Annotated in this window: 17 protein-coding genes; 4 read left to right on the top strand and 13 right to left on the bottom strand. The window is 64.6% G+C overall.

The window, feature by feature from the left end; all coding sequences use genetic code 11:
* Positions 1 to 111 precede the first annotated feature (111 nt).
* The 3 genes from ASD50_RS08045 to ASD50_RS08035 are packed head-to-tail and all read left to right on the top strand — an operon-like array spanning position 112 to position 5,482.
* Entirely contained in the window at positions 112 to 2,133 is a 2,022-nt protein-coding gene (locus ASD50_RS08045; protein WP_082549534.1) for an ABC transporter permease, read from the top strand.
* Positions 2,130 to 3,035 carry a phosphotransferase gene (locus tag ASD50_RS08040; protein ID WP_244484455.1) on the top strand — a complete coding sequence of 302 codons (906 nt, stop codon included), beginning with the start codon at positions 2,130 to 2,132 and terminating at the stop codon, positions 3,033 to 3,035. Before ASD50_RS08045 ends, ASD50_RS08040 begins: the two co-directional genes overlap by 4 nt.
* Positions 3,032 to 5,482: a GcvT family protein gene (locus ASD50_RS08035; RefSeq protein WP_056238567.1), complete on the top strand. Its 2,451-nt coding sequence runs from the start codon at positions 3,032 to 3,034 to the stop codon at positions 5,480 to 5,482. Before ASD50_RS08040 ends, ASD50_RS08035 begins: the two co-directional genes overlap by 4 nt.
* Before the next feature lie 9 nt (positions 5,483 to 5,491).
* Here the strand turns inward: ASD50_RS08035 and pcaF are convergent, their stop codons facing one another.
* The 8 genes from pcaF to ASD50_RS07995 are packed head-to-tail and all read right to left on the bottom strand — an operon-like array spanning position 5,492 to position 15,440.
* On the bottom strand, positions 5,492 to 6,697 hold the full coding sequence (gene pcaF, locus ASD50_RS08030) for a 3-oxoadipyl-CoA thiolase (RefSeq protein ID WP_056238566.1): 1,206 nt from the start codon (positions 6,695 to 6,697) through the stop codon (positions 5,492 to 5,494).
* A gap of 2 nt (positions 6,698 to 6,699) precedes the next feature.
* Positions 6,700 to 8,646, bottom strand: coding sequence for a 3-hydroxyacyl-CoA dehydrogenase NAD-binding domain-containing protein (locus tag ASD50_RS08025; protein WP_056238561.1), 1,947 nt, complete (start codon positions 8,644 to 8,646; stop codon positions 6,700 to 6,702).
* 7 nt (positions 8,647 to 8,653) lie between these two features.
* Complete coding sequence (locus tag ASD50_RS08020) at positions 8,654 to 9,091, bottom strand: RidA family protein (protein WP_056238557.1); 438 nt, start codon at positions 9,089 to 9,091, stop codon at positions 8,654 to 8,656.
* A gap of 11 nt (positions 9,092 to 9,102) precedes the next feature.
* The gene (locus tag ASD50_RS08015; RefSeq protein WP_056238554.1) at positions 9,103 to 10,290 is read right to left on the bottom strand and encodes an acyl-CoA dehydrogenase; all 1,188 of its coding nucleotides are present in this window, start codon (positions 10,288 to 10,290) and stop codon (positions 9,103 to 9,105) included.
* Between the two features lie 11 nt (positions 10,291 to 10,301).
* Positions 10,302 to 11,489 (bottom strand): acyl-CoA dehydrogenase family protein, encoded by a 1,188-nt coding sequence (locus ASD50_RS08010; protein ID WP_056238552.1) that lies wholly within the window; start codon positions 11,487 to 11,489, stop codon positions 10,302 to 10,304.
* A 3-nt stretch (positions 11,490 to 11,492) separates the two neighbouring features.
* The gene (locus ASD50_RS08005) at positions 11,493 to 12,335 is read right to left on the bottom strand and encodes an enoyl-CoA hydratase family protein (protein ID WP_056238551.1); all 843 of its coding nucleotides are present in this window, start codon (positions 12,333 to 12,335) and stop codon (positions 11,493 to 11,495) included.
* A gap of 4 nt (positions 12,336 to 12,339) precedes the next feature.
* Entirely contained in the window at positions 12,340 to 13,119 is a 780-nt protein-coding gene (locus ASD50_RS08000; protein ID WP_056238547.1) for an SDR family NAD(P)-dependent oxidoreductase, read from the bottom strand.
* Positions 13,116 to 15,440, bottom strand: coding sequence for a bifunctional salicylyl-CoA 5-hydroxylase/oxidoreductase (locus ASD50_RS07995; protein ID WP_056238546.1), 2,325 nt, complete (start codon positions 15,438 to 15,440; stop codon positions 13,116 to 13,118). The genes ASD50_RS08000 and ASD50_RS07995 overlap by 4 nt, the downstream gene beginning before the upstream one ends.
* Between ASD50_RS07995 and ASD50_RS07990 the strand changes: the two genes are divergently transcribed.
* Positions 15,439 to 15,678 carry a hypothetical protein gene (locus ASD50_RS07990; RefSeq protein WP_056238542.1) on the top strand — a complete coding sequence of 80 codons (240 nt, stop codon included), beginning with the start codon at positions 15,439 to 15,441 and terminating at the stop codon, positions 15,676 to 15,678. The genes ASD50_RS07995 and ASD50_RS07990 overlap by 2 nt on opposite strands.
* Here the strand turns inward: ASD50_RS07990 and ASD50_RS07985 are convergent.
* The 5 genes from ASD50_RS07985 to ASD50_RS07965 all read right to left on the bottom strand — a co-directional run bounded on the left by ASD50_RS07985 (position 15,656) and on the right by ASD50_RS07965 (position 22,269).
* Positions 15,656 to 16,183, bottom strand: a complete 528-nt coding sequence (locus ASD50_RS07985) for a MarR family winged helix-turn-helix transcriptional regulator (protein ID WP_056238539.1) — start codon at positions 16,181 to 16,183, stop codon at positions 15,656 to 15,658. The genes ASD50_RS07990 and ASD50_RS07985 overlap by 23 nt on opposite strands.
* Positions 16,184 to 16,465: 282 nt before the next feature.
* Positions 16,466 to 18,040 carry an indolepyruvate oxidoreductase subunit beta family protein gene (locus ASD50_RS07980; RefSeq protein ID WP_056238535.1) on the bottom strand — a complete coding sequence of 525 codons (1,575 nt, stop codon included), beginning with the start codon at positions 18,038 to 18,040 and terminating at the stop codon, positions 16,466 to 16,468.
* The gene (locus ASD50_RS07975; protein ID WP_056238533.1) at positions 18,037 to 20,190 is read right to left on the bottom strand and encodes an indolepyruvate ferredoxin oxidoreductase subunit alpha; all 2,154 of its coding nucleotides are present in this window, start codon (positions 20,188 to 20,190) and stop codon (positions 18,037 to 18,039) included. The genes ASD50_RS07980 and ASD50_RS07975 overlap by 4 nt, the downstream gene beginning before the upstream one ends.
* Before the next feature lie 31 nt (positions 20,191 to 20,221).
* The gene (locus ASD50_RS07970) at positions 20,222 to 20,707 is read right to left on the bottom strand and encodes a MarR family winged helix-turn-helix transcriptional regulator (RefSeq protein WP_056238529.1); all 486 of its coding nucleotides are present in this window, start codon (positions 20,705 to 20,707) and stop codon (positions 20,222 to 20,224) included.
* Positions 20,704 to 22,269, bottom strand: coding sequence for a phytoene desaturase family protein (locus tag ASD50_RS07965; protein ID WP_082549533.1), 1,566 nt, complete (start codon positions 22,267 to 22,269; stop codon positions 20,704 to 20,706). The genes ASD50_RS07970 and ASD50_RS07965 overlap by 4 nt, the downstream gene beginning before the upstream one ends.
* Positions 22,270 to 22,278 lie beyond the last annotated feature (9 nt).

Here is a 22,278-nt window from a genome sequence, read left to right as displayed (position 1 = left end):
AGCGCAAGGGTCGAAATTGCTGATCTCCCCACCTGAGGGGGAGATGTCCGGCAGGACAGAGGGGGGTAAGGCAGGGCGCGACTTTCAAACTCAAGCAACATGCGGTGTCGCATGACCACGCCCGCCGCCGACAGCACGCACCGCCCGATTGCCCCGCGCCTCGACGGCGGCGCGCTGTCGTGGCCGTGGCTGGTTGCCGGGGCGGCGTTTGTGCTTTTCTGGCAGTACGGCCAACCGCTGGCCAAGTGGGCATTCGACTATCCGCGCGCCTGGCAGGTGCCGGCGCAGCGCTGGATCAGCAATGCGATGAAATGGCTGCTCGACAGTGCGAGCTTCGGCCTGTTCACCTTCACCGACCTGACCCGCTTCATTGCCCGCCTGATCGACCTTCCCTACCAGTTTGCGCTGAGCCTGCTTTCGACCGGGTTCCTGTCGGGACAGGGATCGGGCGCGGTCGAGATCCTTCCGCCCTTGTCCTGGGCTGCCGTCATCGCCATCGTCACGCTGATGGGCTACCACGCCGGCGGGCGCAGGCTGGCGCTGCTGGTTGCGATCTGCTTCGGCTTCCTTGCCGTGTTCGGCCAGTGGAACAGCGCCATGGTGACGCTGGCCTCCATTCTGGTTGCAGTGCCGCTCGGTGTCGTCGGCGGCCTGCTGCTCGGCATCCTCGCCTATCGCTATCCGCGCTTCGAACGCGCGCTGACGCCGCTGCTCGACCTGATGCAGACGATACCGGTTTTTGCCTATCTGGTGCCGATCCTGTTCATGTTCGGCTTCGGCCCGACCGCAGCTGTGGTGGCCACCCTCATCTACGCCATGCCACCGATGACGCGCATCACCATACTGGCGCTGCGCTCGGTGCCGTCGGAAATCCTCGAACTCGGCAAGATGATCGGCTGCACGCGCAGGCAGATGACATGGCGCGTGCTGGTGCCTTCGGCCAAGGACAGCCTTATGGTCGGCGTCAACCAGGTGATCATGCTGTCGCTCAACATGGTCATCATCGCCTCGATGATCGGTGCCGGTGGCTTGGGCTTCGATGTGCTGGCGGCACTTCGCCGCCTCGACATCGGCGCGGGCCTGGAAGCCGGCATGGCAATCGTGGCGCTGGCGGTGGCGCTCGACCGGCTGTCGCAGGCCTATGCCATCAAGGCCGGCAGCGAAGGGGCCGCCCTGCAGGCGGGAAACGTCCTGCAGCGCCATCCCTATACTTTTGCTGCGCTGGCGATCGTCATCGCGACTGGGGTGATAGGTTTGGTCGTGCCGGCGCTGCAACATTACCCGGAAAGCCTTGAGGTCTCGACCGGCGGCTTCTTCGACGAGGTTGTGCGCTGGATCAACGTCAATTTCTTCGACACGCTGGAGGGTTTGAAGAACATCGTGCTGCTCAACGTGCTGGTGCCGTTGAAGCGCATGCTCGGCGGCCTGCCGTGGCTTGGCGTCACACTTTTCCTGGCCTTTGCCGGCTGGCGGCTGGGCGGGGCGAAGCTTGCGGCACTGGTCGGCGCTCTCGCCTTCTTCATCGCCGCGACCGGCCAGTGGGAGAAGGCGACCATCACCGTCTACCTGTGCGGCATTTCCGTCATCTTCGCTTCGCTGATCGGCATTCCGGTCGGCATTCTTGCCGCCGAACGCGCGCGGCTGTGGCAATGGGTGCAGGTGGTGATCGACACGCTGCAGACGCTGCCGTCATTCGTCTACCTGATGCCGGCGGTGATGCTGTTCCGCGTCGGTGATTTCACCGCGCTGATCGCCATCGTCGCCTATGCGGTGGCGCCTGCCATCCGCTACACCGTGCTGGGGCTGCAGAAGGTCGATCCGCGCCTGATCGAAGCCGGAGAGGCAATGGGCTGCACGCCGTGGCAGCTGCTGACCAAGATCAAGCTGAAGCTCGCGCTCCCCGAGATCATGCTGGGCCTCAACCAGACCATCATGTTCGCGCTGTCGATGCTGGTCATCACGGCGCTGGTCGGCACCCGCGACCTTGGGCAGGAGGTTTATATCGCGCTGACCAAGGCCGACACCGGGCGCGGCATCGTCGCCGGCCTTGCGGTGGCCTTCATCGCCATCATCGCCGACCGGCTGATTTCGGCAGGTGCGTTGCGCATCAAGCAGAGGCTCGGCCTGGCATGACGGACGCGGCAAAGATCAGCGCCCAGGACCGCATCCGCGCCCTGCCCTTCTGGAACGGAGCGATCGAGATCACGCCGCTGGATGGCGGCCTCAGCAACGAGAACTTTCTCGTGACCGACGCAAGCGGCAGGCATGTCGCGAGGCTCGGCCGCGACTTCCTGTTCCATCATGTGTTGCGCGAGCGTGAATTGATGACCGCGCGCGCCGCCCATGAAGCAGGTTTCGGGCCGCGCGTCGAACATGCGCAGGACGGCATCGTCGTTTGCGCCTTCATCGAGGCGCGGACCTATGGCGCAGAAGATGTGCGCCAGAACATCGCCCGTATCGCGCCGCTGGTGCGCGCCTTCCATGAGCAAATGCCGCGCCATGTCACCGGGCCGGGCTTCATGTTCTGGGTCTTCCACGTGATCCGCGACTATGCCCGCACGCTCGAGACGGGCAAAAGCCGTTTCACCGGCGACCTGCCGGCCTACCTCGACCTTGCCGACGATCTGGAGCGCGCGCAAGCGCCGCTGCCGATCGTCTTCGGCCACAACGACCTGTTGCCGGCAAACTTCATGGACGACGGCAAACGGCTGTGGCTGATCGACTTCGAATATGCCGGCTTCAATACCGCGATGTTCGACCTTGCCGGTGCGGCCTCGAACGCCGGCATGTCGGAACAGGAATCCGCCGAGTTGCTGGCGATCTATTTCGGCCATGCGCCGGATGCCGCGCTGCTGCGCTCGCATGCCGCCATGCAGTGCGCCTCGCTTTTACGCGAGGCGATGTGGAGCATGGTCTCCGAACTGCATCTCGACGCGCCGGGCGTCGACTACAGCGCCTACACGGCCGAAAACCTGGCCCGGCTTGAAGCCGCGCTCGACACCTATCGAACCAGATACGGAAAGCCCCAATCATGACCTTGCCCACCCATGCCGAAATCGTTGTCATCGGCGGCGGCATCATCGGCTGTTCGACGGCATATCACCTCGCCCGCGACCACAAGGCCGATGTCGTTCTGCTGGAACAGGGCCGCATCACCTCGGGTTCGACCTGGCACGCCGCCGGGCTGGTCGGCCAGTTGCGCTCGTCGGCCTCGATCACGCGCGTGCTGAAATACTCGGTCGAACTCTACAAGGGGCTGGAGGCCGAGACGGGGCTGGCGACCGGCTGGAAGATGACCGGGTGCCTGCGCCTCGCCACCAATGCCGACCGCTGGATCGAGTTCAAGCGGCTGGCGACGACTGCGAAAAGCTTCGGCATGGACATGCATCTCCTGTCGCCGGACGAGGTCAAGCGCATGTGGCCGCTGATGGAAACAGGCGACCTCGTCGGCGCAAGCTGGCTGCCGACCGACGGACAGGCGAGCCCTTCCGACATCACGCAGTCGCTCGCCAAGGGTGCGCGCATGCATGGCGCGAAGCTGCACGAAGGCGTGCGCGTCACCGGTTTCGACATGAAGGACGGCCGCATAACAGCGGTGAAGACCGACAAGGGCGACATCGCCTGCGACAAGGTGGTGAACTGTGCGGGCCAGTGGGCGCGGCAGGTGGGAGCCTTGGCCGGCATCAGCGTGCCGCTGCAGCCGGTCAAGCACCAGTACATCGTCACCGAAAAGATCGACGGGCTGGCGACCGACGCGCCGACCATCCGCGACCCCGACCGCCGCACCTATTTCAAGGAGGAGGTCGGCGGGCTGGTGATGGGCGGCTACGAGCCCAACCCGCAGGCCTGGGCAACCGGGCTGGCCGGCGGCGACGTGCCCGACGAATGGGAGTTCCGCCTGTTCGACGACGACTACGACCATTTCGAGCAGCACATGACGCAGGCGGTCGAGCGTGTGCCGGCGCTGGCCAATGTCGGCGTCAAGCAGATGATCAACGGGCCGGAGAGCTTCACGCCGGACGGCAATTTCATCCTCGGCTCCGCCCCGGAATGTTCCAACATGTTCGTCGGCGCTGGCTTCAACGCCTTCGGCATCGCGTCGGGCGGCGGCACGGGCTGGGTGCTGGCGCAATGGGTGGTGGACGGCGAAGCGCCGCTGGATCTCTGGGTCGTCGATATCCGCCGCTTTTCCGAAATGCATCGCGACCGCAAATGGGTGTGCGACCGCACGCTGGAGGCCTATGGCAAGCACTACACCATCGGCTTTCCGCATGAGGAGTATGAAAGCGGGCGACCGCGCATCGTCTCGCCGCTCTATGAGCGGCTGAAGGCCCACAACGCGGTGTTTGGCTCCAAGCTCGGCTGGGAGCGGCCGAACTGGTTTGCGCCGAAAGGCATGGAAGCGAAAGACCTCTATTCGATGGGCCGCCAGAACTGGTTCGGCCCTGTTGGCGAGGAACACCGCCATGTGCGCGATGCGGTCGGCATCTTCGACCAGTCGTCCTTCGCAAAGTACGAACTCACCGGCCCGGATGCGCTGAAGGCGCTGGACTGGATCTGCGCCAATGATGTCAGCAAGCCGGCCGGGCGGCTGACCTACACGCAGTTGCTCAACACGCGCGGCGGCATCGAGGCTGATTTGACCGTGGCGCGGCTGGCAGAGGAAAAATTCTACATCGTCACCGGCACCGGCTTCCGCACCCATGACCTGTCATGGATCAAGGACCACATCGCCAAGGATGCCGAGGTCAGCGTCAAGGACGTCACCGAGGCTTTTGGCACGCTGTCGCTGATGGGACCGAAGGCCCGCGATGTGCTGGCCAAGGTGACGAAGGCCGATGTTTCCAATGCCGCCTTCCCGTTCGGCCATGTTGGCGAGATCGATATCGCTGGACACAAGGTGCGGGCGCTGCGCGTGACGTATGTCGGCGAACTGGGCTGGGAACTGCATGTACCGATCGAGGCGACCGGCGAGGTGTTCGACGCGCTGACGGCGGGCAAGCCGCACGGCATTCGCCCGGTCGGCTATCGCGCGCTGGAATCACTGAGGCTGGAGAAGGGCTACCGCGCTTGGGGTTCCGACATCACCCCCAACGACACGCCGCTGGAGGCCGGGCTCGGCTGGGCGGTGAAGCTGAAGAAGAACACCGATTTCCTCGGCCGGCGTGCGTTGCAGGCAGTGAATGGCGCAGTGCCGAAGAAGCGCTTTTCCGGCTTCACGGTGGCGGACCGGGACATCGTGCTGGTCGGCCGCGAGACGATCCTGCGCGACGGCCAGCCGGTCGGCTACCTGACCAGCGGCGGCTATGGCTACACGGTTGGGAAGAACATCGGTTACGGCTATGTCCGCAACGAAGGCGGCGTGTCGGACGATTTCCTCGCATCGGGCAACTACGAACTCGTGGTCGCTACCGAGAAGGTGCCGGCGCGCCTGCACATGGAGCCGCTTTACGATCCGGCTGGCGACAAGGTGAAAGCCTGACCGGACGGTTCAGGGCGCTTCGAGAAGCAGCGCGATGCCCTGACCGACGCCGATGCACAGCGTCGCTACCGCGCGCTTTGCCTTGCGTTCGGCAAGCTCGATTGCCGCGGTCAAGGCAAGCCGCGCACCCGACATGCCGAGCGGATGGCCGAGCGCAATGGCGCCGCCATTCGGGTTCACATGCGCCGCATCGTCGGGCAAGCCAAGCTGGCGCAGGCAGGCGAGCGACTGCGCGGCGAAGGCTTCATTCAATTCGATGAGGTCGATATGGCCAATGGCGAGCTGATGCCTGCCAAGAAGCTTCTGCACGGCAGGCACCGGGCCGATGCCCATGATGCGCGGGGGAACGCCTGCCGTCGCCATGCCCACAATCCGCGCCAGAGGCGTAAGGTTATAGCGCTCGACGGCGGCTTCGGAGGCGACCAGCAGCGCCGCTGCACCATCGTTGACGCCGGATGCGTTGCCGGCGGTGACGCTGCCGCCCTTGCGGAAGGGTGCGGGCAAGGATGCCAGCTTTTCCAGCGAGGTCGCGCGCGGATGCTCGTCCTTGTCGACGGTGACGAAGGTGCCCTTGCCTGCCGGCACGTCGATTGGGGCGATTTCCCTGACCAGCCGGCCGTTTGCCTCCGCCGCCAGCGCACGCTGCTGGCTGCGCAGCGCGAACGCATCCTGATCGGCGCGCGCTATGGCAAATTCCGCAGCCACGTTCTCGGCAGTCTCCGGCATCGAGTCGACGCCGTACTGGTTCTCGATGACCGTGTTGACGAAACGCCAGCCAATGGTGGTGTCGTGGATTTCGGCGGCGCGCGAAAATGCGGTCTGGCTTTTCGGCATGACGAAGGGCGCGCGCGACATCGATTCGACGCCGCCGGCAATGACCAGATCGGCCTCGCCGAGCCGCACCGCGCGTGCGGCATAACCGACCGCATCGAGGCCGGAGCCGCACAGGCGGTTGACGGTCGTGGCGGCGACGCTTTCCGGCAGGCCGGCCAAAAGCGTAGCCATGCGCGCAACATTGCGGTTGTCCTCGCCGGCCTGGTTGGCGCAGCCCAGAACCACCTCCTCGATCGCCTCCGGCGGCAGGTTCGGCAAGCGGGCCAGCAGCGCCTTGATCGGATGGGCGGCGAGATCGTCGGTGCGCACCGCCGACAGCGCCCCGCCATAGCGGCCGATGGGGGTGCGGACCCCGGCGACGAGATAAGCAGGCCTGTTCATGTTCACTCCACTCCCGCCTGGAACATCGGCCCGCCGCGCCAGGCCGGGTAGCCGTAGCCGTTGATCAAAACCAGGTCGATGTCGGAGCCGCGCAGCACGATGCCTTCGGCAAGAATCTTGCGGCCTTCCGCAACGATTCCAGTCATGACCCGCTCGACGATTTCGGACGCCGAAAAAGACCGGCGCTCGATGCCGGCTTCACGCGACGCCGCTTCGATCAGTGCCGTTACTTTAGGATCAACGGCCTTTTCGCCGCTTTCGTAGGTGTAGTAGCCCTTACCCGTCTTGCGGCCAAAACGGCCGGCCTCGCACAGCCGGTCGGCAATGACGACGTAGCGTTCGGAAGGATCGCGGGTTGCGGCATTGCGCTTGCGCCGTGCCCAGGAAATATCGAGGCCAGCCATATCGTTGACCGCATAGGGACCCATCGGGAATCCATAACCCTCCAGCGCTGCGTCGATGTCCTGCGGCAGTGCTCCATCCTCCAGCATGAAATCGCACTCGCGGCGATAGGCAGTGAAGATGCGGTTGCCGATGAAGCCTTCGCAGACGCCGCTGACGACGCCGAGCTTGCCGAGCTTCTTGGCGACGGCAAGGCCGGTCGCCAGCACGTCGGGCGCGAGCTTGGCGGTGCGCACCACCTCGACCAGCCGCATGACGTTTGCCGGCGAAAAGAAGTGCAGGCCAATCAGGCGTTCAGGCCCCGTAACGACCCCTGCAATCACGTCCGGATCGAGATAGCTGGTGTTGGTGGCAAGGATGGCGTCAGGACGGACGATGCCGGACAGCGAGGCAAACAGTTCCTGCTTCACTTGCAGATCGTCGAACACCGCTTCGATGACCAGATCGCAAGCGGCAAGCGCCTTGCGCTCGTCGAAATAGGACAGGCGCGACAGCCGCTCTGTCATCGCCGCCTCGCCGATGCGACCGGACTTGAGCATGCGCTGGTAGATGTCGCGGATGCGCGCCTGACCGGCTTCGAGCGCGGCCATATCGCGCTCGACGACGACCACGGAAAAGCCGGTATCCGCAAACGATACGGCAATGCCTGCACCCATCAGGCCGGCACCGACTACGCCGACGATGCGGACGGGGCGCGGCTCGACGCCTTCGATGCCCGGAACCTTGGCCGCCTGGCGCTCGGCGGCAAAGACATGGCGCAGCGCCACCGATTGTTCGGAACTGACAAGCTCCCGGAAAGCGGCGCGTTCTTCAGCCAAGCCTTCTTGCAGCGAAGTGCTGCCTGCACGCAGAACCATGCGCGCAGCCCGGCCCGGCGACACCTGCCCGCGCGCCTTCTTCTCGATAGCTGCAAGCTGCTTGTCCGCCGCATCGACGTCAAAGGCAGGTACGGCAAGTTCGCCCGTACGGCGCACCGGCTGGCCGATGAGCTCGCGCGCCAAGGTCTTTGCATCATCGACGAGATCGCCCGTTGCGATGCGTTCGACCACAGCCAGTTTTACGGCCTCGGCGGCACTGAGGCGGCGTCCGCTGGCTGCAATTTCCATCGCCGCCGGAACGCCAATGAGCCGCGGCAGGCGCTGGGTGCCGCCGGCGCCGGGAATGATGCCGAGCTTGACTTCAGGCAGGCCGAATTGCGCGTCGGCCGAGGCAATGCGGGCATGCGCGCCAAGCGCCAGTTCGAAGCCGCCGCCAAGAGCCGTGCCATGCACCGCTGCGACCACCGGCTTTGGCGACGCCTCGATGGCGTTGACCACTTCCGGCAGCAAAGGCGCGCGCGGCGGCTGGCCGAATTCCTTGACATCCGCCCCCGCGACGAAGGTCCTGCCGGCGCAGGCAAGCACGATCGCCTGCACGTCCGGGTCGTCATTTGCCTCGGCAAGCGCTTCCATCAATCCCGTCCGCACGGCATGTGAGGCAGCATTGACCGGCGGATTGTCGATGAGGATTACACCGACACTACCGTCGCGGATGAGGGTGACGCTCATATGCGGTTCAATCCGGAACCACGGCGGTGGCCTGGATTTCGACCAGCGCCTCGTCCTCGACAAGGCCGGAAACCTCGACCACGGCCATGGCCGGGAAGTTGCGGCCCATCGTGGCCTTCCAGGCAGCGCCGATTTCCTTCAGCGATGCCGAGTAGGCTTTGCGGTCGGTAACGTACCAGGTCATCGTGGTGATGTGTTCGGGTCCGGCATCGCCTTCGCGCAGGATCGCCAGAACATTTTCAAGCGTCTGCCGGATCTGGCCAGGCAAGTCGTGCACCTCGAACTTGCACTGGCCGTTCCAGCCGATCTGGCCGCCGACGAAGAGTGTGCGCCCACGCGCCTCGATGCCGTTCGAATAACCGATGGGCTTGGCCCAGCCTTCCGGCTGCAACACGCGATGCGGCGTTGCGGGAGATGGATGATGGGAGGGCTTGGGGATGCTCATGGCAATTCCGTTCAATTCGAGAAAGCGGCGATGCCGGTAATGGCGCGGCCGAGGATCAGGGCGTGCACGTCGTGCGTGCCCTCATAGGTGTTGACCACTTCGAGATTGACCAGGTGGCGAGCGACCGGAAACTCGTCCGAAATGCCGTTGCCGCCCAGCATGTCGCGCGCGGTGCGGGCGATCTCCAGCGCCTTGCCGCAGGAATTGCGCTTCAGGATCGAGGTGAGCTCGACCGGCGGATTGCCCTCGTCCTTCATCCGGCCAAGCCGCAGGCAGCCCTGCAGGCCGAGCGAAATGTCGGTCAGCATGTCGGCGAGCTTCTTCTGGATGAGCTGGTTGGCGGCGAGCGGCCGGCGAAACTGCTTGCGGTCGAGCACATATTGCCGCGCCGTCTCGAAGCAGGATTCGGCAGCGCCCAGCGCGCCCCAGGCAATGCCGAAGCGGGCCGAGTTGAGGCAGGTGAACGGACCCTTGAGGCCGCTGACGTCGGGCAACATGTTTTCAGCCGGGACGAACACGCTGTCCATGACAATCTGGCCGGTGATCGAGGCGCGCAGGCCGACCTTGCCGTGGATTGCCGGGGCCGACAGGCCCTTCCAGCCCTTTTCCAGGATGAAGCCGCGGATGACGCCATCCTCTGTCTTGGCCCAGACCACGAAGACATCGGCGATCGGCGAATTGGAGATCCAGGTCTTGGCACCGGAAAGCAGGTAGCCACCCTCGGTCCTGCGGGCGCGGGTCGCCATCGAGCCAGGGTCGGAGCCGTGGTCCGGTTCTGTGAGGCCGAAGCAGCCGATCCTGGTGCCCGCGATCAGGCCGGGCAGATATTTGCGCTTCTGGTCCTCGCTGCCGAACGTGTAGATCGGCAGGATCACCAGCGACGACTGCACGCTCATCATCGAACGGTAGCCGCTGTCGATACGCTCGATCTCGCGCGCGATCAGGCCGTAGGAAACGTAATTGAGGCCCGCCCCGCCATAGTCTTCCGACACCGTCGGTCCAAGCAGGCCAAGCTCGCCCATCTCGGCGAAGATCGACGGATCGGTCTTTTCATGGCGAAACGCTTCCTGCACGCGCGGCACCAGCCTATCCTGAGCATAGGCGCGCGCGGTTGCCTGCACCATGCGCTCGTCCTCGCTGAGCTGCGCATCGAGGTTGAACGGATCCTGCCAGTCGAAAAGGGCCTTCGAGCCGTGCATACGGATTTTCCTTATTTCGCGGTTTTCATCAGCTCGCGGCCGATGATGAGTTTCTGCACTTCGGTTGCGCCCTCGTAGATGCGCAACGCCCGGATTTCACGATAGAGCCGCTCGACGATCTCGCCGACGCGCACGCCGCGACCGCCGAACATCTGCAGTGCCTGGTCGATGACCCACTGCGCGTTTTCGGTCGCCGTCAGCTTGGCCATGGCCGCTTCACGCGTGGCCGGCAGCTTCTGCACGTCGCGCCGCCATGCCGTGCGGGCAACCAGAAGCGCGGCGGCATCGATTGCCGTTGCCATTTCGCCCAGCGTGCTTTGCGCGGTCGGCAGATCGGCAAGCGTCGCGCCGAACATTTTTCGCGCCTTGGCATGGGCGAGCGCCTCGTCCAGCGCGCGGCGGGCGAAGCCGAGAGCAGCAGCAGCCACCGAAGGCCGGAAGATATCGAGCGTGCGCATGGCGATCTTGAAGCCTTCGCCGGGTTGCCCAAGAAGCTGCGCGGCCGGGATGCGGCAATTGTCGAAACGGATACGCGCCAGCGGATGCGGCGCGATGGTGTCGATGCGCTCGACGATTGAGAAGCCGGGCGTGTCGGCAAAGACGGCGAAGGCCGAAATGCCGCGCGTGCCGGGCGCTTCGCCGGTGCGGGCAAAGACGGTGTAGACGTCGGCGATGCCGCCGTTGGAAATGAAGATTTTCTCGCCGTCGAGCACATAGGCGTCGCCGTCGCGCCGTGCGGCGCAGGCCATGGCGGCAACATCCGAACCGGCCTCGGGCTCGGTCAGCGCGAAGGCCGAAATCAGCTCGCCCTTGGCGATTTTGGGCAGCACTGCCTGCTTGACCGCGTCGGTTCCCGACAGGCTGATCGCGCCGGTGCCAAGACCCTGCATGGCGAAGGCGAAGTCGGCCAGCCCATCGGCATAGGCCAGCGTCTCGCGCATGACGCACAGCGAACGGCTGTCGATGGCTTGCGCGACGCCGCCATAGGCTTGCGGCACGCAATGGCGCAGGAAGCCGCCTGCGCCGAGTTTTGCGACCAACGCCTTGCAGGCCGAATCGGCGTCGTGATGGTCGATCGTGCCTAGTCCTTTGCCGGCTATGAAAGCGTCGGCCTCCGCTGCCAGCGCACGATGTTCCTCGCCATAGAACGGCCAGTCGAGATGGTTGCGCGAGAGTTGCGGCGAGCTGTCGGCGACCATGGCTCAGTCTCCCTTGAAGGCCGGCTTGGCCTTGGCGGCGAAGGCCTCGAAGGCACGGCGGAAATCGCCGGTGGCCATGCAGATCGCCTGCGCCTGCGCCTCCGATTCGATCAGCTCCTCGATGCCCATGCCCCATTCCTGGTCGAGCATCTTCTTGGTCATCGAATGGGCGAACCACGGCCCGTCGGCGAGGTTGCGAGCGAACTTCTGTGCGTCGCCAAGCAGCGCGCCGCGCTCGGCAAGGGAATTGTAGAAACCCCAGGCATGGCCTTCAGCCGCCGTCATCACCCTCCCGGTGAACAGAAGCTCGGCGGCGCGGCCCTGGCCGATGATGCGCGGAAGGATGCCGCAAGCACCCATGTCGGCGCCTGCGAGCCCGACGCGCGTGAACAGGAAGGCGGTCTTCACTTCGGGCGTGGCGATGCGGTAGTCCGAGGCCATGGCGAGGATCGCGCCGGCCCCGGCGCAGATGCCGTCGACGGCTGCGATGATCGGCTGCGGACAGGCCCTGATCTGGCGGACCAGATCGCCGGTCATGCGCGTGAAGGCGATGAGGTCCGGCATCTTCATGGTGGTCAGCGGCTCGATGATTTCGAACACGTCGCCGCCGGAGGAGAAATTGTTGTCCGCGCCGGTCAGCACCACGGCGCGCACGTCGCTAGCCCGCTGCAGCGAACGGAACAGGTCGGTCAGCTCCTCGTAGGAATCGAAGGTCAGCGGGTTCTTCTTCTCGGGCCGGTTGAGCGTGATGGTGGCAACGCGGCCATCCTCATCCGTCTCGAACAGGAAATGGCTGGCCTTGTGGCCCTTGAACGGACGGCGCTTGGCCTGCATTGCATTGGTCATCTTCTCAGCCTCCCATCACTTCACCACCGGCAACGGCGATGGCCTGCCCGGTGATGGCGCTTGCGCCCTCGCCCACCAGCCACAACACCGTGTCGGTCACCTCATCCGGCGTCACTAGGCGGCCTTGCGGATTGGCCTTGGCCAGACTTGCGCGAGCTTCGTCCGCCGTGCGCCCGGTCTTGCCGGTGATCGTCGCCACGGCGCTGTCCAGCAAGGGCGTATCGGTGAAACCGGGACACACCGCATTGACGGTGATGTCGGACCGCGCCAGTTCGAGCGCCAGCGCCCGCGTCAGCCCGACGACGCCATGCTTGGCCGCGCAATAGGCGGACACGTAAGGATAGCCGGTCAGCCCCGCCGTGCTGGCTATGTTGACGATGCGGCCCTTGCCGGCGCGGCGGATCGACGGCAGCAAGGCCTGCGTAACCTGGAAGGTGCCGGTCAGGTTGAGTGCGAGAACGTGGTTCCAGACCTCGAGACTGGTCTTTTCGAACGGAGCGGAAGGCGCTTCGCCGGCAGAATTGACCAGAACCGACACGTCGCCGAATTTTTGGATGGCGCGGGCGATGCCTTGCTCGATGGCGGCGGCATCGGTGACGTCCAACCCGTCCACGACGAAGCCATGCCCGCCGGCAGCCTTGATCTCTGCCGCCACCTCTTGCAACGGCGCGGCACGTCGTCCCACCAGCGAAACGGCAAGGCCTTTCGCAGCCAGCGCCACGGCTATGGCGCGGCCAATGCCGGTGCCGGCTCCGGTGACGAAAGCGTGCCGGGGCGCGCTCATCGCTTGCCCGCTGCTTCGGCGGCCGCGCGGGCCAGATTGTTCTCATACTGCGCACGCGACGTGCGGTACTGTTTCGGCCAGGCGAGCCCGCCATAGCCGATCTTCGCCGCCTCGTGCAGCACGAAGGACGGGTCAGCCAGTTGCGGCCGCGCCACGGCGCACAGATCGGCGCGCCCTGCGGCGATGATCGAGTTGGCATGATCGGCTTCCGAGATGGCGCCGACCGCGATGGTCGCCACGTCGATCTCGTTGCGGATCTTGTCCGACATGGGCGTCTGCCACAGTCGGCCATAGACCGGATGGTCGTCGTTGACGACCTGGCCCGACGAACAGTCGATCAGGTCGGCCCCGGCATCCTTGAACATCTGCGCAAAGATTGCGGCATCGTCGGGCGTGTTGCCGCCCTCATGCCAGTCGGTCGTGGAGATGCGCACCGAAATCGGCTTTTCCGCCGGCCATGCAGCGCGGATGGCGCGGAAGACTTCCAGCGGGAAACGCGCCCGGTTCTCATGGCTGCCGCCATAGTCGTCCGTTCGCAAATTGGTCAGCGGCGACAGGAACGAGGACAAGAGATAACCGTGCGCGGCATGCAGTTCTAGGATATCGAAGCCAATTTCCATGGATCGTTGCGTTGCCGAAACGAAATCTGCGATGACGCGGTCCATATCCTCGCGGGTCATTTCCCTAGGCATGTCCGAGTGGTCGAGATAGGGAATGGCGGATGCTGAAATCAACGGCCAGCCGTCGCGTTCTACCGGCTGGTCGGTGCCTTCCCACGCCACCTTGGTCGCGCCCTTGCGACCGGCATGGCCGAGCTGGATGCCGATCTTGGCGGGCGTCTCGCGATGGACGAAATCGACCATGCGCTTGAAGCCATCCGCCTGCTCGTCGTTCCACAGGCCGAGGCATCCGGGAGTGATGCGTGCATCCGGCGACACGCAGGTCATCTCCGGAAAGATCAACGCCGCACCGCCCATGGCGCGCGCGCCGATATGGACGAGGTGGAAATCGTCCGGCAGTCCGTCCTTGGCCGAATACATCGCCATCGGCGAGACCACGATGCGGTTGTGCAGCGTCAGGTTCCGTATCGTGTAGGGCGTGAACATCGGCGGCGGCACCGCGCCGTTCGGCGCTGGATCGATGCCCGCCCGCTCGGCAAACCAGCGCTCGTAATTCTCCAGCCATGTCTTGTCGCGCAGGCGCAAGTTCTCGTGGCTGATGCGCTGCGAACGGGTCAGCATCGAATACATGAACTGTTCCGGCTCCAGCGTGTCGGCATAGCGCTTGCCAACCACCTCGAACCATTCCATTGCGTTGCGCGCGGCGTTCTGGATGCGCGCGACATCGACGCGGCGCACCTCCTCGTAGGCGGCAAGCACAGCCGGGATCTTGCCGGCGTCATGGCCAAGAATATCGAATTGCCGGGTCAGCTCGATGGCGTCATCGATCGCGAGCTTGGTGCCGGAGCCGATGGCGAAATGCGCGGTGTGGGCGCTATCGCCCATCAGCACGACATGGCTGTTGCCGTTGAAGTGGCTCCACCGCTCGCAGATGAGACGCCCGAAATTCAGCCATGCCGAGCCGCGCAGGTGGCGCGCGTTGCTCATGAGCTTGTGGCCGTCGAGCGTTTCGGCAAACAGCTTCTCGCAGAACGCGATCGACTCGTCTTGGCTCATCTCGCCAAGGCCGTGTGCGTTGAAAACGTCCTCAGTCGTCTCGACGATAAAGGTCGAGGTGTCGGCGTCGAAGCGGTAGATATGCGCCTGGAACCAGCCGTGCTCGGTCTTGCGGAAATCGAAGGTGAAGGCATCGAAGCGCTTGTCGGTGCCGAGCCACACATAGCGGTTCGGCCGCATCACCATGTCGGGCTTGAAGATGTCGATATATTTGGCGCGAATGCGTGAATTCACGCCGTCGGCGGCAATGACCAGATCGGCATCGGCGAATTCCTCGTCGCCGGTTGCCTCATGCTCGAACACCATCTCGACGCCAAGCTCGATGCAGCGCTCCTGCAGGATGTTGAGCATCTTCTTGCGGCCGATGCCGACGAAGCCATGGCCGGTGGTGCGAATCTTGCGGCCCTTGAAAACCAGCTCGATATCGTCCCAGTGATTGAACGCATCCTCGATCGTAGCGGCGGTCGCGGGGTCCCATTGCCGCATCGACTGCATGGTCTGGTCCGAGAACACCACGCCCCAGCCGAAGGTGTCGAATGCCCGGTTACGCTCGACGACGGTGACGTGATGGGCGGGATTCTGCTTCTTCATCAGCAGGGCAAAGTAGAGACCGGCCGGACCGCCCCCGATGCAGACAATGCGCATGATAGACCTCCTGGGGATGGAGCATTCAAGGCATCTGGCCGAACACGCCTGTTCCCTTGAAATCAGAATGGCCTCAATCGAAAAAAACTTCAAGCTTAAAGTTTTTTCGGAAACGATTGTCGCCACCCCAAAGCCCTGGACGAGAGTGCAGCAGCGGTGGAAAGCGGATGAACCCGGCAACGCAACCAGCCGGACCAAGGCTCCGGCGAAGGCTGCTATTGCGGATTGGAAAGCGTAGCCCGGATCGAGTTCTTCAGCTTGCCGAGTTCCTTCATCAGCGCGGCACCGTCACGGGCGGACAGTTGCTTGAACATGTCGCCGATCCACTCGCCATGGCGGTCGGCCATGTTCCGGAACGCGGCGCGGCCAGCCTCGGTCAACGCGATGATCTGCACACGCCGATCCTTCGGCGACACGGTGCGGCTGACATAGCCGCTCTCCACCAGCCGCTCTACAAGGGCGGTCAGGTTGCCGGGCGACACCATCATGCGCTTGGAGACCTCGCCAAGCACCATGCCGTCTTCTGCCCGCTCAAGCTGGGCGAGCAGGTCGAAGCGCGGCAAGGTGAAGTCGAACTCCTCGCGCAGTCGCCGTCGAACTTCGGTTTCGACCAGCGTCGTGCAGGTCAGCAGGCGAAGCCACAGCCGGGTTTCGTCGCCATGGTCGTGCGGCGCTTCCTCGACCTTGGTTTCACCATCAACCCAATCGAGCGAAACGCCGCTTGTGCTGCTTTCCGAATTCATGAAATCCCTCAACCTTCACACAGTCGAAACCGCTGGATGTTGCCTGCGTATTCGGTAGCGCCACGACAAACCTTGTCGAAAGCGGATAGTTTACCGGGCACAATCGTCACCATGACGTGATGCCGCAGATGCCCGACCGGTGGCACGACCCGGTCTGGTACGCCATTCCACACCCGGACCAAAACGCCGTATTCGGCGCGAATATATTTTAAGCATAAAAAGCATGCCTTGGACAGGGCAAGAGCCGCTCGGCAGCACATGGGAAACTGGCCTTCTGATTTTTTAGCTGACATTGGCAGCCGGAGCTTCTGCAAAGGAGCGCACGGTCTTGATCGCACCATCCAGCATGACGCCATCGGCATCCGCCAAAGCCGCTTCGCGCAGGCGGCGCAGCCAGTCGGCGGCATCAGTGCGGCCCTTCAGTAATGAAAGACAGGCGAGCACCCGGTCGAATTTGGAGTGGCCGCGAACATGCGTGTCCGAATAACCCTTGATCAGCCGGCGGCACTTCAGCACTTCGACGCCCAGCGCGTAATTGCCCGCCCGCTCGGTCTCGGCCAGCGCCAGCCATTCGCGCATATGGGCGGCCTCGACCTTGTGGCGCAAAAGGCGGCGGCGGAAACGGCGCAGGCCACCGATGACCCACAACATGCCGAAACCGTGGATGGTGTCGGTGCGGATGCGCCGGCCCCGATCAACGAAACGGTTCAGCGTCTTCATCAGCTTCGGCCGAGCCTCGATGGCCGCACCAAGACCGGCTGGCAGCACGCCGCAAAGCTCCTCCATGCGCGGATGGAAATACTCCGTAGTGGCGAGTGTCTGGCTGTCGCCGAGATGCACCTCGCGGCGGACGCGATCACCGCGCGCCGAACGGGTCTTCAGGTCGGCGACGCGTATGATGTCGTCATAGACCATGGCATTGGCGATGTATTTCGCCGCCTCGCGTGAAAAGGCGAAGCCCTCCGCTTCGGTATCGGTGGCGGCTATGCGCTCGACTTGCGACAGATATTCCTCGCCATAGGCAAGATCGAGGAAATCGACCACCTTGCGCAGGCCGGGATCGGCCATGTCGCGCACCGGCTGCGGCAACGCGGCTGTGCGACGCAGCAGCGCTTGCCACGCTTGCGCAAATCGCGGCGGAATGACGGTGCCGTGCTCTCCCTTGGCCTCCTCGACGACATCCGTAGTTGCCGCGGCGGGAACGCCAGCGGCGCGGTCGTAGGCCAGCGCGAAGGCGGCAAGGCTGGCGCGCGCGCCCTTGCCGCCGGAACTGACGGTGGCCTCGAACGCCTCGCGCGGGAACGGCAGTTCGCCCGAACCGGCTAGCGCACCGAAAAGGCTGGCGGAGATGACGCTGCCGGCCTGCCGGGCCAACGTCTCCATGTCGAAATGGACGATGCGGCGCGCTGCCTCGCCGGCGCGGCGGATCACGGTTTCGGAATCGGCGCGCCCGTCACCCGGCACGATCTTTTCCGATACCGCGAGCATACGATGATTGGAAACGATAAGCGCCGTGCGCTCCGGTGTCACGAATCCGCGCAGCACCGCGCGGCCTGCCTCGGCTAGCTCGGCGGCGATAAGTATATCCACGTCGCCGGGAGAAGGGCTGAGCGACAGGACCGGGAAATCGTTGGGCCGGGCCGGGTCGCGCGGCATCATCTCGACGTAGTAGATGGTGGCGCCGGTACGCTGCGCCACGCCAGCGACCGAGGTTGACTGCACGTGCCACCCGGAGCGCTGCGCCACGTCCGTCACCCATCCGGACAGCACGCCGCCGCCCTGCCCGCCGACCGCCAGAATGCAGATCTTGATGATGCCGCCGATGGAATCTGGCCCTTCCGGTAGTCCGAGTTTCATGCCGCCTGCTCCCCGAAGACAGGGCGGCGACGTTCGCGCCAGTGCTGCAAGGCCGAAATCACGCCTTGCCGCAGGTTGAAGCGGAAGCGATCCCAGCCAGTCGGGTTCGACACCACGTCGGCCTGATAAAAAGAGGGGCAAAGCACCGCGGCATCAGCGACCTCGCCACAATTGCCGCAGCCGACGCAGCTTTCATCGATGGCGGCCACAGGGTCGTCTCGCAGCGGATCATCGAGATGCTTGACCGTCAGCGACGGGCAGCCGGAAAGCCGCATGCAGGCGTGATCGCCGGTGCATACGTCCTCGTCGACGCCGAACTTGGTCCTGACCATGCGCTTGCCTTCGGCCGCCGCCTTGGCCTTCAAGGGCGCTTCACGGCGCTGGCGGTTCAGCATGCACTCGGAAGAGGCGACGATCACCTTCGGCCCCTTCTCGTCGGTGGTCAGCGCCTCCTTCAGCGCAGCACGCATCGCGCCGACGTCATAGGTGCGCTCGATGTGGCGCACCCAGTTGACGCCCATGCCCTTGATCGCTTCGGTGATTGGATGCCTGGTCGATTTGGTGCGGTTGGTTGCGCGCGACGACAGGATATCCTGGCCGCCGGTGGCGGCGGAGTAGTAGTTGTCCACCACCACAATGACGCCGTCGTTCTTGTTGAAGACGGCGTTGCCGATCGACGAGGTCAGGCCGTTGTGCCAGAAGCCGCCGTCGCCGACGAAGGAGATCGAACGGCGCTTGGCGTCCGGCGAATTGAAGGCGGATGCCGAGGCCGGGCCAAGGCCGTACCCCATCGTCGTGGCCCCCAGTTCGAAGGGCGGCATGATCGAGAACAGGTGGCAGCCGATATCCGAGGCGATGTGGTGATTGCCCAGTTCCTGCTCGACCAGCTTGGTGGCGGCGAAGATCGGCCGCTCGGGGCAGCCGATGCAGAAGCCGGGCGGACGCGCCGGAACGGTCTTGGCGAGGTCGTCGTAGAGCGGCGGCGCGGGCACGTTGGGCGCGCGGACCTCCGGTGCCAGCATGTCGCTGGCATGCTGGCGCAGGAACGCGCCGATGCCGTCCAGCATGACCTGGCCGGTATATTCGCCGGCCATCGGCAACACGCCCTTGCCTTCAAGCCTGACGGTGGCAGCCGCCTTGTAGAGCATGGCGCCCAGCGCCTGCTCGAGATAGTCGGGCTGGCCTTCTTCAATGACAAGCACCGCATCCTTGTCGGCGCAGAATCCGACCAGATCGTCCTCGACCAGCGGATAGGTGACGTTGAGCACATGCAGCGGCACTTCAGTGTCGCCATACGCGTCCGCGAGGCCAAGCCGCTGCAGCGCGCGGATGACACCGTTATACATGCCGCCCTGCATGACGATGCCGACCTTGCCGGAGCCGCCGAACGTCTCGTTGAGCTTGTGGCGCTTGATGTAGTCGATAGCAGCCGGCAGCCGCTTGGAGATCTTCTCCTTCTCGTGCAGGAAGGAGGCCGGCGGCAGAACGATGCGTTGCGTGTCGCGGCGCGGATTCTCCAACGCGTCCGCCACTGTCATGGCCGGGCGCTGGTTGTCCTTAGCAACGAACGAGCCATGCACGTGGCAGCAGCGGATGCGCACTTGCAGCATGACCGGCGTGTTCGACGCCTCCGACAGTTCGAAGCCATGCTCGACGGCGGCAACGATGGAGGGCAGGTTCGGCCGCGGGTCGAGCAGCCAGACCTGGCTCTTCATGGCGAAGGCGTGGCTGCGCTCCTGCATGATGGAGGAGCCTTCGCCATAATCCTCGCCGACGATGATGAGCGCGCCGCCGGTGACGCCACCGGATGCAAGATTGGCCAGCGCGTCGGACGCGACATTGGTGCCGACGGTGGACTTGAACGTCGCGGCACCCCGGATCGGATAGTGCACGGAAGCCGCCAGCATGGCGGTGGCGGTTGCTTCGGACGCGCTCGCCTCGAAATGCACGCCGAGTTCGCCGAGGATTTCCTGCGCGTCGGCCAGGACGTCCATGAGATGGCTGATCGGTGCGCCCTGATAGCCGCCGACATAGCCGACGCCGCACTGCAACAGGGCCTTGGTAATGGCGAGGATGCCTTCGCCGGTGAATTCTTCGCCAGCGCCGAGCTTGAGCTTCTTCACCTCTTTGGCGAATGATCTCTCGGCCATTGGGTCATCTCCTCAGATACATGCCTGCGCTTCAGAAATCGTGCTTGCGGATGTTGCGGAGCATCTTCTGAAGCGTCGCCACGAAGGCGGTCCGCTCCGCGACGTCGATACCTTTGAACATGCGCGCGTAGCTGTCGCGCATCGTCGGCCACATTTGCTCGAAAGCAGCGCGTCCGGCCTCGGTGATGGAAACGCGGGTGGCGCGATTGTCGCTTGGGTCGGCAATGCGTCGCACCAGCCCGTCGGCCTCGAGCGAATCAAGCGCCCGGCTCAGCGTCGACTGCTCGGCCACGGCATAGACCGCAAGCTGCGAGATCGTCGGCCCTTCGATGACCGAAAGCACTGCCAGCGCCCGCATCTTCGGCGTGGTGAGGCCAAGCTTGGCGAGATCCTCCCGCAGTGAGGCATTGTAGCGCCCCATGATGCGGTTCATCAGATAGGGCGCGAACTGCTGCAATCCGATCTCGCCGAGGCGAGGGCCTTCTGCCTGATCTCCTATGATCGTATGGTCGTTCATCGCAGCTCCTTGGAAACGAGGAAGCCCGACCCGCCACCAAGGCCCGGACCCGGATGGGTGGAGGCCCCGATGTGATAGAGAGATTGCACCGCGGTGCGATAATTGACGGAACCGGGGAACGGACGCCATACGAAGAACTGGTCGATGGTGCAAGCGCCGCCGTAAGGGTCGCCGCCGGCGAGATTGACGTTCATAGCTTCGAGATCTGCCGGCGAATATGCCCGCCGCGCCAGCACGGTTTCGCGGAACCCTTCGATATGATTGGCGAGGATGGCCTCGATACGGTCCGCGAAAGCCTCGCGTGTCACTTCATCCCACGTGCCTTGCGTTGGGATCATACCGGCCGCATCGCCCTTGATGGCGCGCGGTGCGTCCGGCACCTGTATCCACAGGATCGCTTTCCCTTCAGGACAGCGCGACGGATCAAGCGCCGCCGGCTGGCCGACGCACATCGTCGGCGTTTCGGGCAGCATGCCGCGCGTTGCCTCGTTATGCGACTTGGAAACGGCATCGATACCGTCGGTCAGATGAATGAGCGCGACCTGTTCCAACCCGCTCGCGCGCCAGCGCGGCGCATGATCGAGGGCATAGTGGAGTTGGAAATCGCCACGGCCATGACGGTAGACGCGCGTTGCCTCGCGCGCCGGAGCCGGCGCGTCGCTGCCGAGAAGACGGCCGTAGAGCTGGCCCGGCGCAACTGAGGCGATAACCGATTTCGCAGCCTCGATTTCCTGTCCTCCAGCCAGCCTGACAGCGACCGCCCTGCCGCCGCGAACCACGATGTGCTCGGCATCGGCACCCGTCCTGACCTCCCCGCCATTCTCCTCGATCAAGGCGCGGAAGGCGGCTGCGGCCTTGCCGGCTCCGCCCTTGACGATGGGCGCACCCGCCGCTTCCAGCGCGAAGGCGACGACCTTGCCCATCTGGGCGGAATAGGTGTCTTCGGGCGAAAGGCCGCAATGCAGCGTCCACGGTGCATAAAGCGCCTGGATTTGCGGCGACGCGTAGCCGGCTTCCAGCCAGCCGCGCGCCGGCGCAAGCGCCGTTCCAAAATAATCGACGAGGCCGCGAAGGCCACGCCGCCAGGCTTCTCTCGCCAGAAGCTTTGCCGTGGCGAAGCTCCATAATTGCCCGCCGAGCAAGCCGAACAAGAGTTGCGCATTGGCCTCGATCGAACCGACATCCGTGGCGTGCCGGTCGCCGTCGCCGGCCGCCAGCGCATTGAACGCCGCCACGTTGGCGGCGCGGTCCATGCTCAGCACGACGCTGGAACCATCCGGCCGAAGCACCGCCGTCGGATGCGGCGTGTGGCAGAACTCAAGCCCGTGCCGGGCAAGGTCCTGGCCAAGCTCGGCATGAGCCGGACCGGTCAAGAACAGCACGAAAGTGGCTGCCATTACGTCATGGGTGAAGCCGGGGAGCGTTACCTCGCTGCTCATCATGCAGCCGCCGAGGCGCTCCTCGCGCTCCAGAAGCAGCACCGACGCGCCCTGCCGTGACAGCATTGCTGCCGCAACCAGCCCGTTGATGCCGCTGCCGATGATGACGTGATCGTGGGCCACTTCCCCCGG

This window comes from Mesorhizobium sp. Root552 (assembly GCF_001427285.1).
GTDB lineage: Bacteria > Pseudomonadota > Alphaproteobacteria > Rhizobiales > Rhizobiaceae > Mesorhizobium.
This window is presented reverse-complemented; position numbering and strand designations above follow the sequence as displayed.

Excerpts from the sequence above, each read along its gene's own strand:
- ASD50_RS08035 (WP_056238567.1), top strand. The coding sequence starts at position 3,032 with ATGACCTTGCCCACCCATGCCGAAATCGTTGTCATCGGCGGCGGCATC.
- ASD50_RS07985 (WP_056238539.1), bottom strand. The coding sequence starts at position 16,183 with ATGAATTCGGAAAGCAGCACAAGCGGCGTTTCGCTCGATTGGGTTGAT.
- ASD50_RS08020 (WP_056238557.1), bottom strand. The coding sequence starts at position 9,091 with ATGAGCATCCCCAAGCCCTCCCATCATCCATCTCCCGCAACGCCGCAT.
- ASD50_RS08025 (WP_056238561.1), bottom strand. The coding sequence starts at position 8,646 with ATGAGCGTCACCCTCATCCGCGACGGTAGTGTCGGTGTAATCCTCATC.
- ASD50_RS07995 (WP_056238546.1), bottom strand. The coding sequence starts at position 15,440 with ATGCGCATTGTCTGCATCGGGGGCGGTCCGGCCGGTCTCTACTTTGCC.
- ASD50_RS08045 (WP_082549534.1), top strand. The coding sequence starts at position 112 with ATGACCACGCCCGCCGCCGACAGCACGCACCGCCCGATTGCCCCGCGC.
- ASD50_RS07980 (WP_056238535.1), bottom strand. The coding sequence starts at position 18,040 with ATGAAACTCGGACTACCGGAAGGGCCAGATTCCATCGGCGGCATCATC.
- ASD50_RS07970 (WP_056238529.1), bottom strand. The coding sequence starts at position 20,707 with ATGAACGACCATACGATCATAGGAGATCAGGCAGAAGGCCCTCGCCTC.
- ASD50_RS08000 (WP_056238547.1), bottom strand. The coding sequence starts at position 13,119 with ATGAGCGCGCCCCGGCACGCTTTCGTCACCGGAGCCGGCACCGGCATT.
- ASD50_RS08010 (WP_056238552.1), bottom strand. The coding sequence starts at position 11,489 with ATGGTCGCCGACAGCTCGCCGCAACTCTCGCGCAACCATCTCGACTGG.
- ASD50_RS08005 (WP_056238551.1), bottom strand. The coding sequence starts at position 12,335 with ATGACCAATGCAATGCAGGCCAAGCGCCGTCCGTTCAAGGGCCACAAG.
- ASD50_RS08040 (WP_244484455.1), top strand. The coding sequence starts at position 2,130 with ATGACGGACGCGGCAAAGATCAGCGCCCAGGACCGCATCCGCGCCCTG.
- ASD50_RS08015 (WP_056238554.1), bottom strand. The coding sequence starts at position 10,290 with ATGCACGGCTCGAAGGCCCTTTTCGACTGGCAGGATCCGTTCAACCTC.
- ASD50_RS07990 (WP_056238542.1), top strand. The coding sequence starts at position 15,439 with ATGATAGACCTCCTGGGGATGGAGCATTCAAGGCATCTGGCCGAACAC.
- pcaF (WP_056238566.1), bottom strand. The coding sequence starts at position 6,697 with ATGAACAGGCCTGCTTATCTCGTCGCCGGGGTCCGCACCCCCATCGGC.
- ASD50_RS07975 (WP_056238533.1), bottom strand. The coding sequence starts at position 20,190 with ATGGCCGAGAGATCATTCGCCAAAGAGGTGAAGAAGCTCAAGCTCGGC.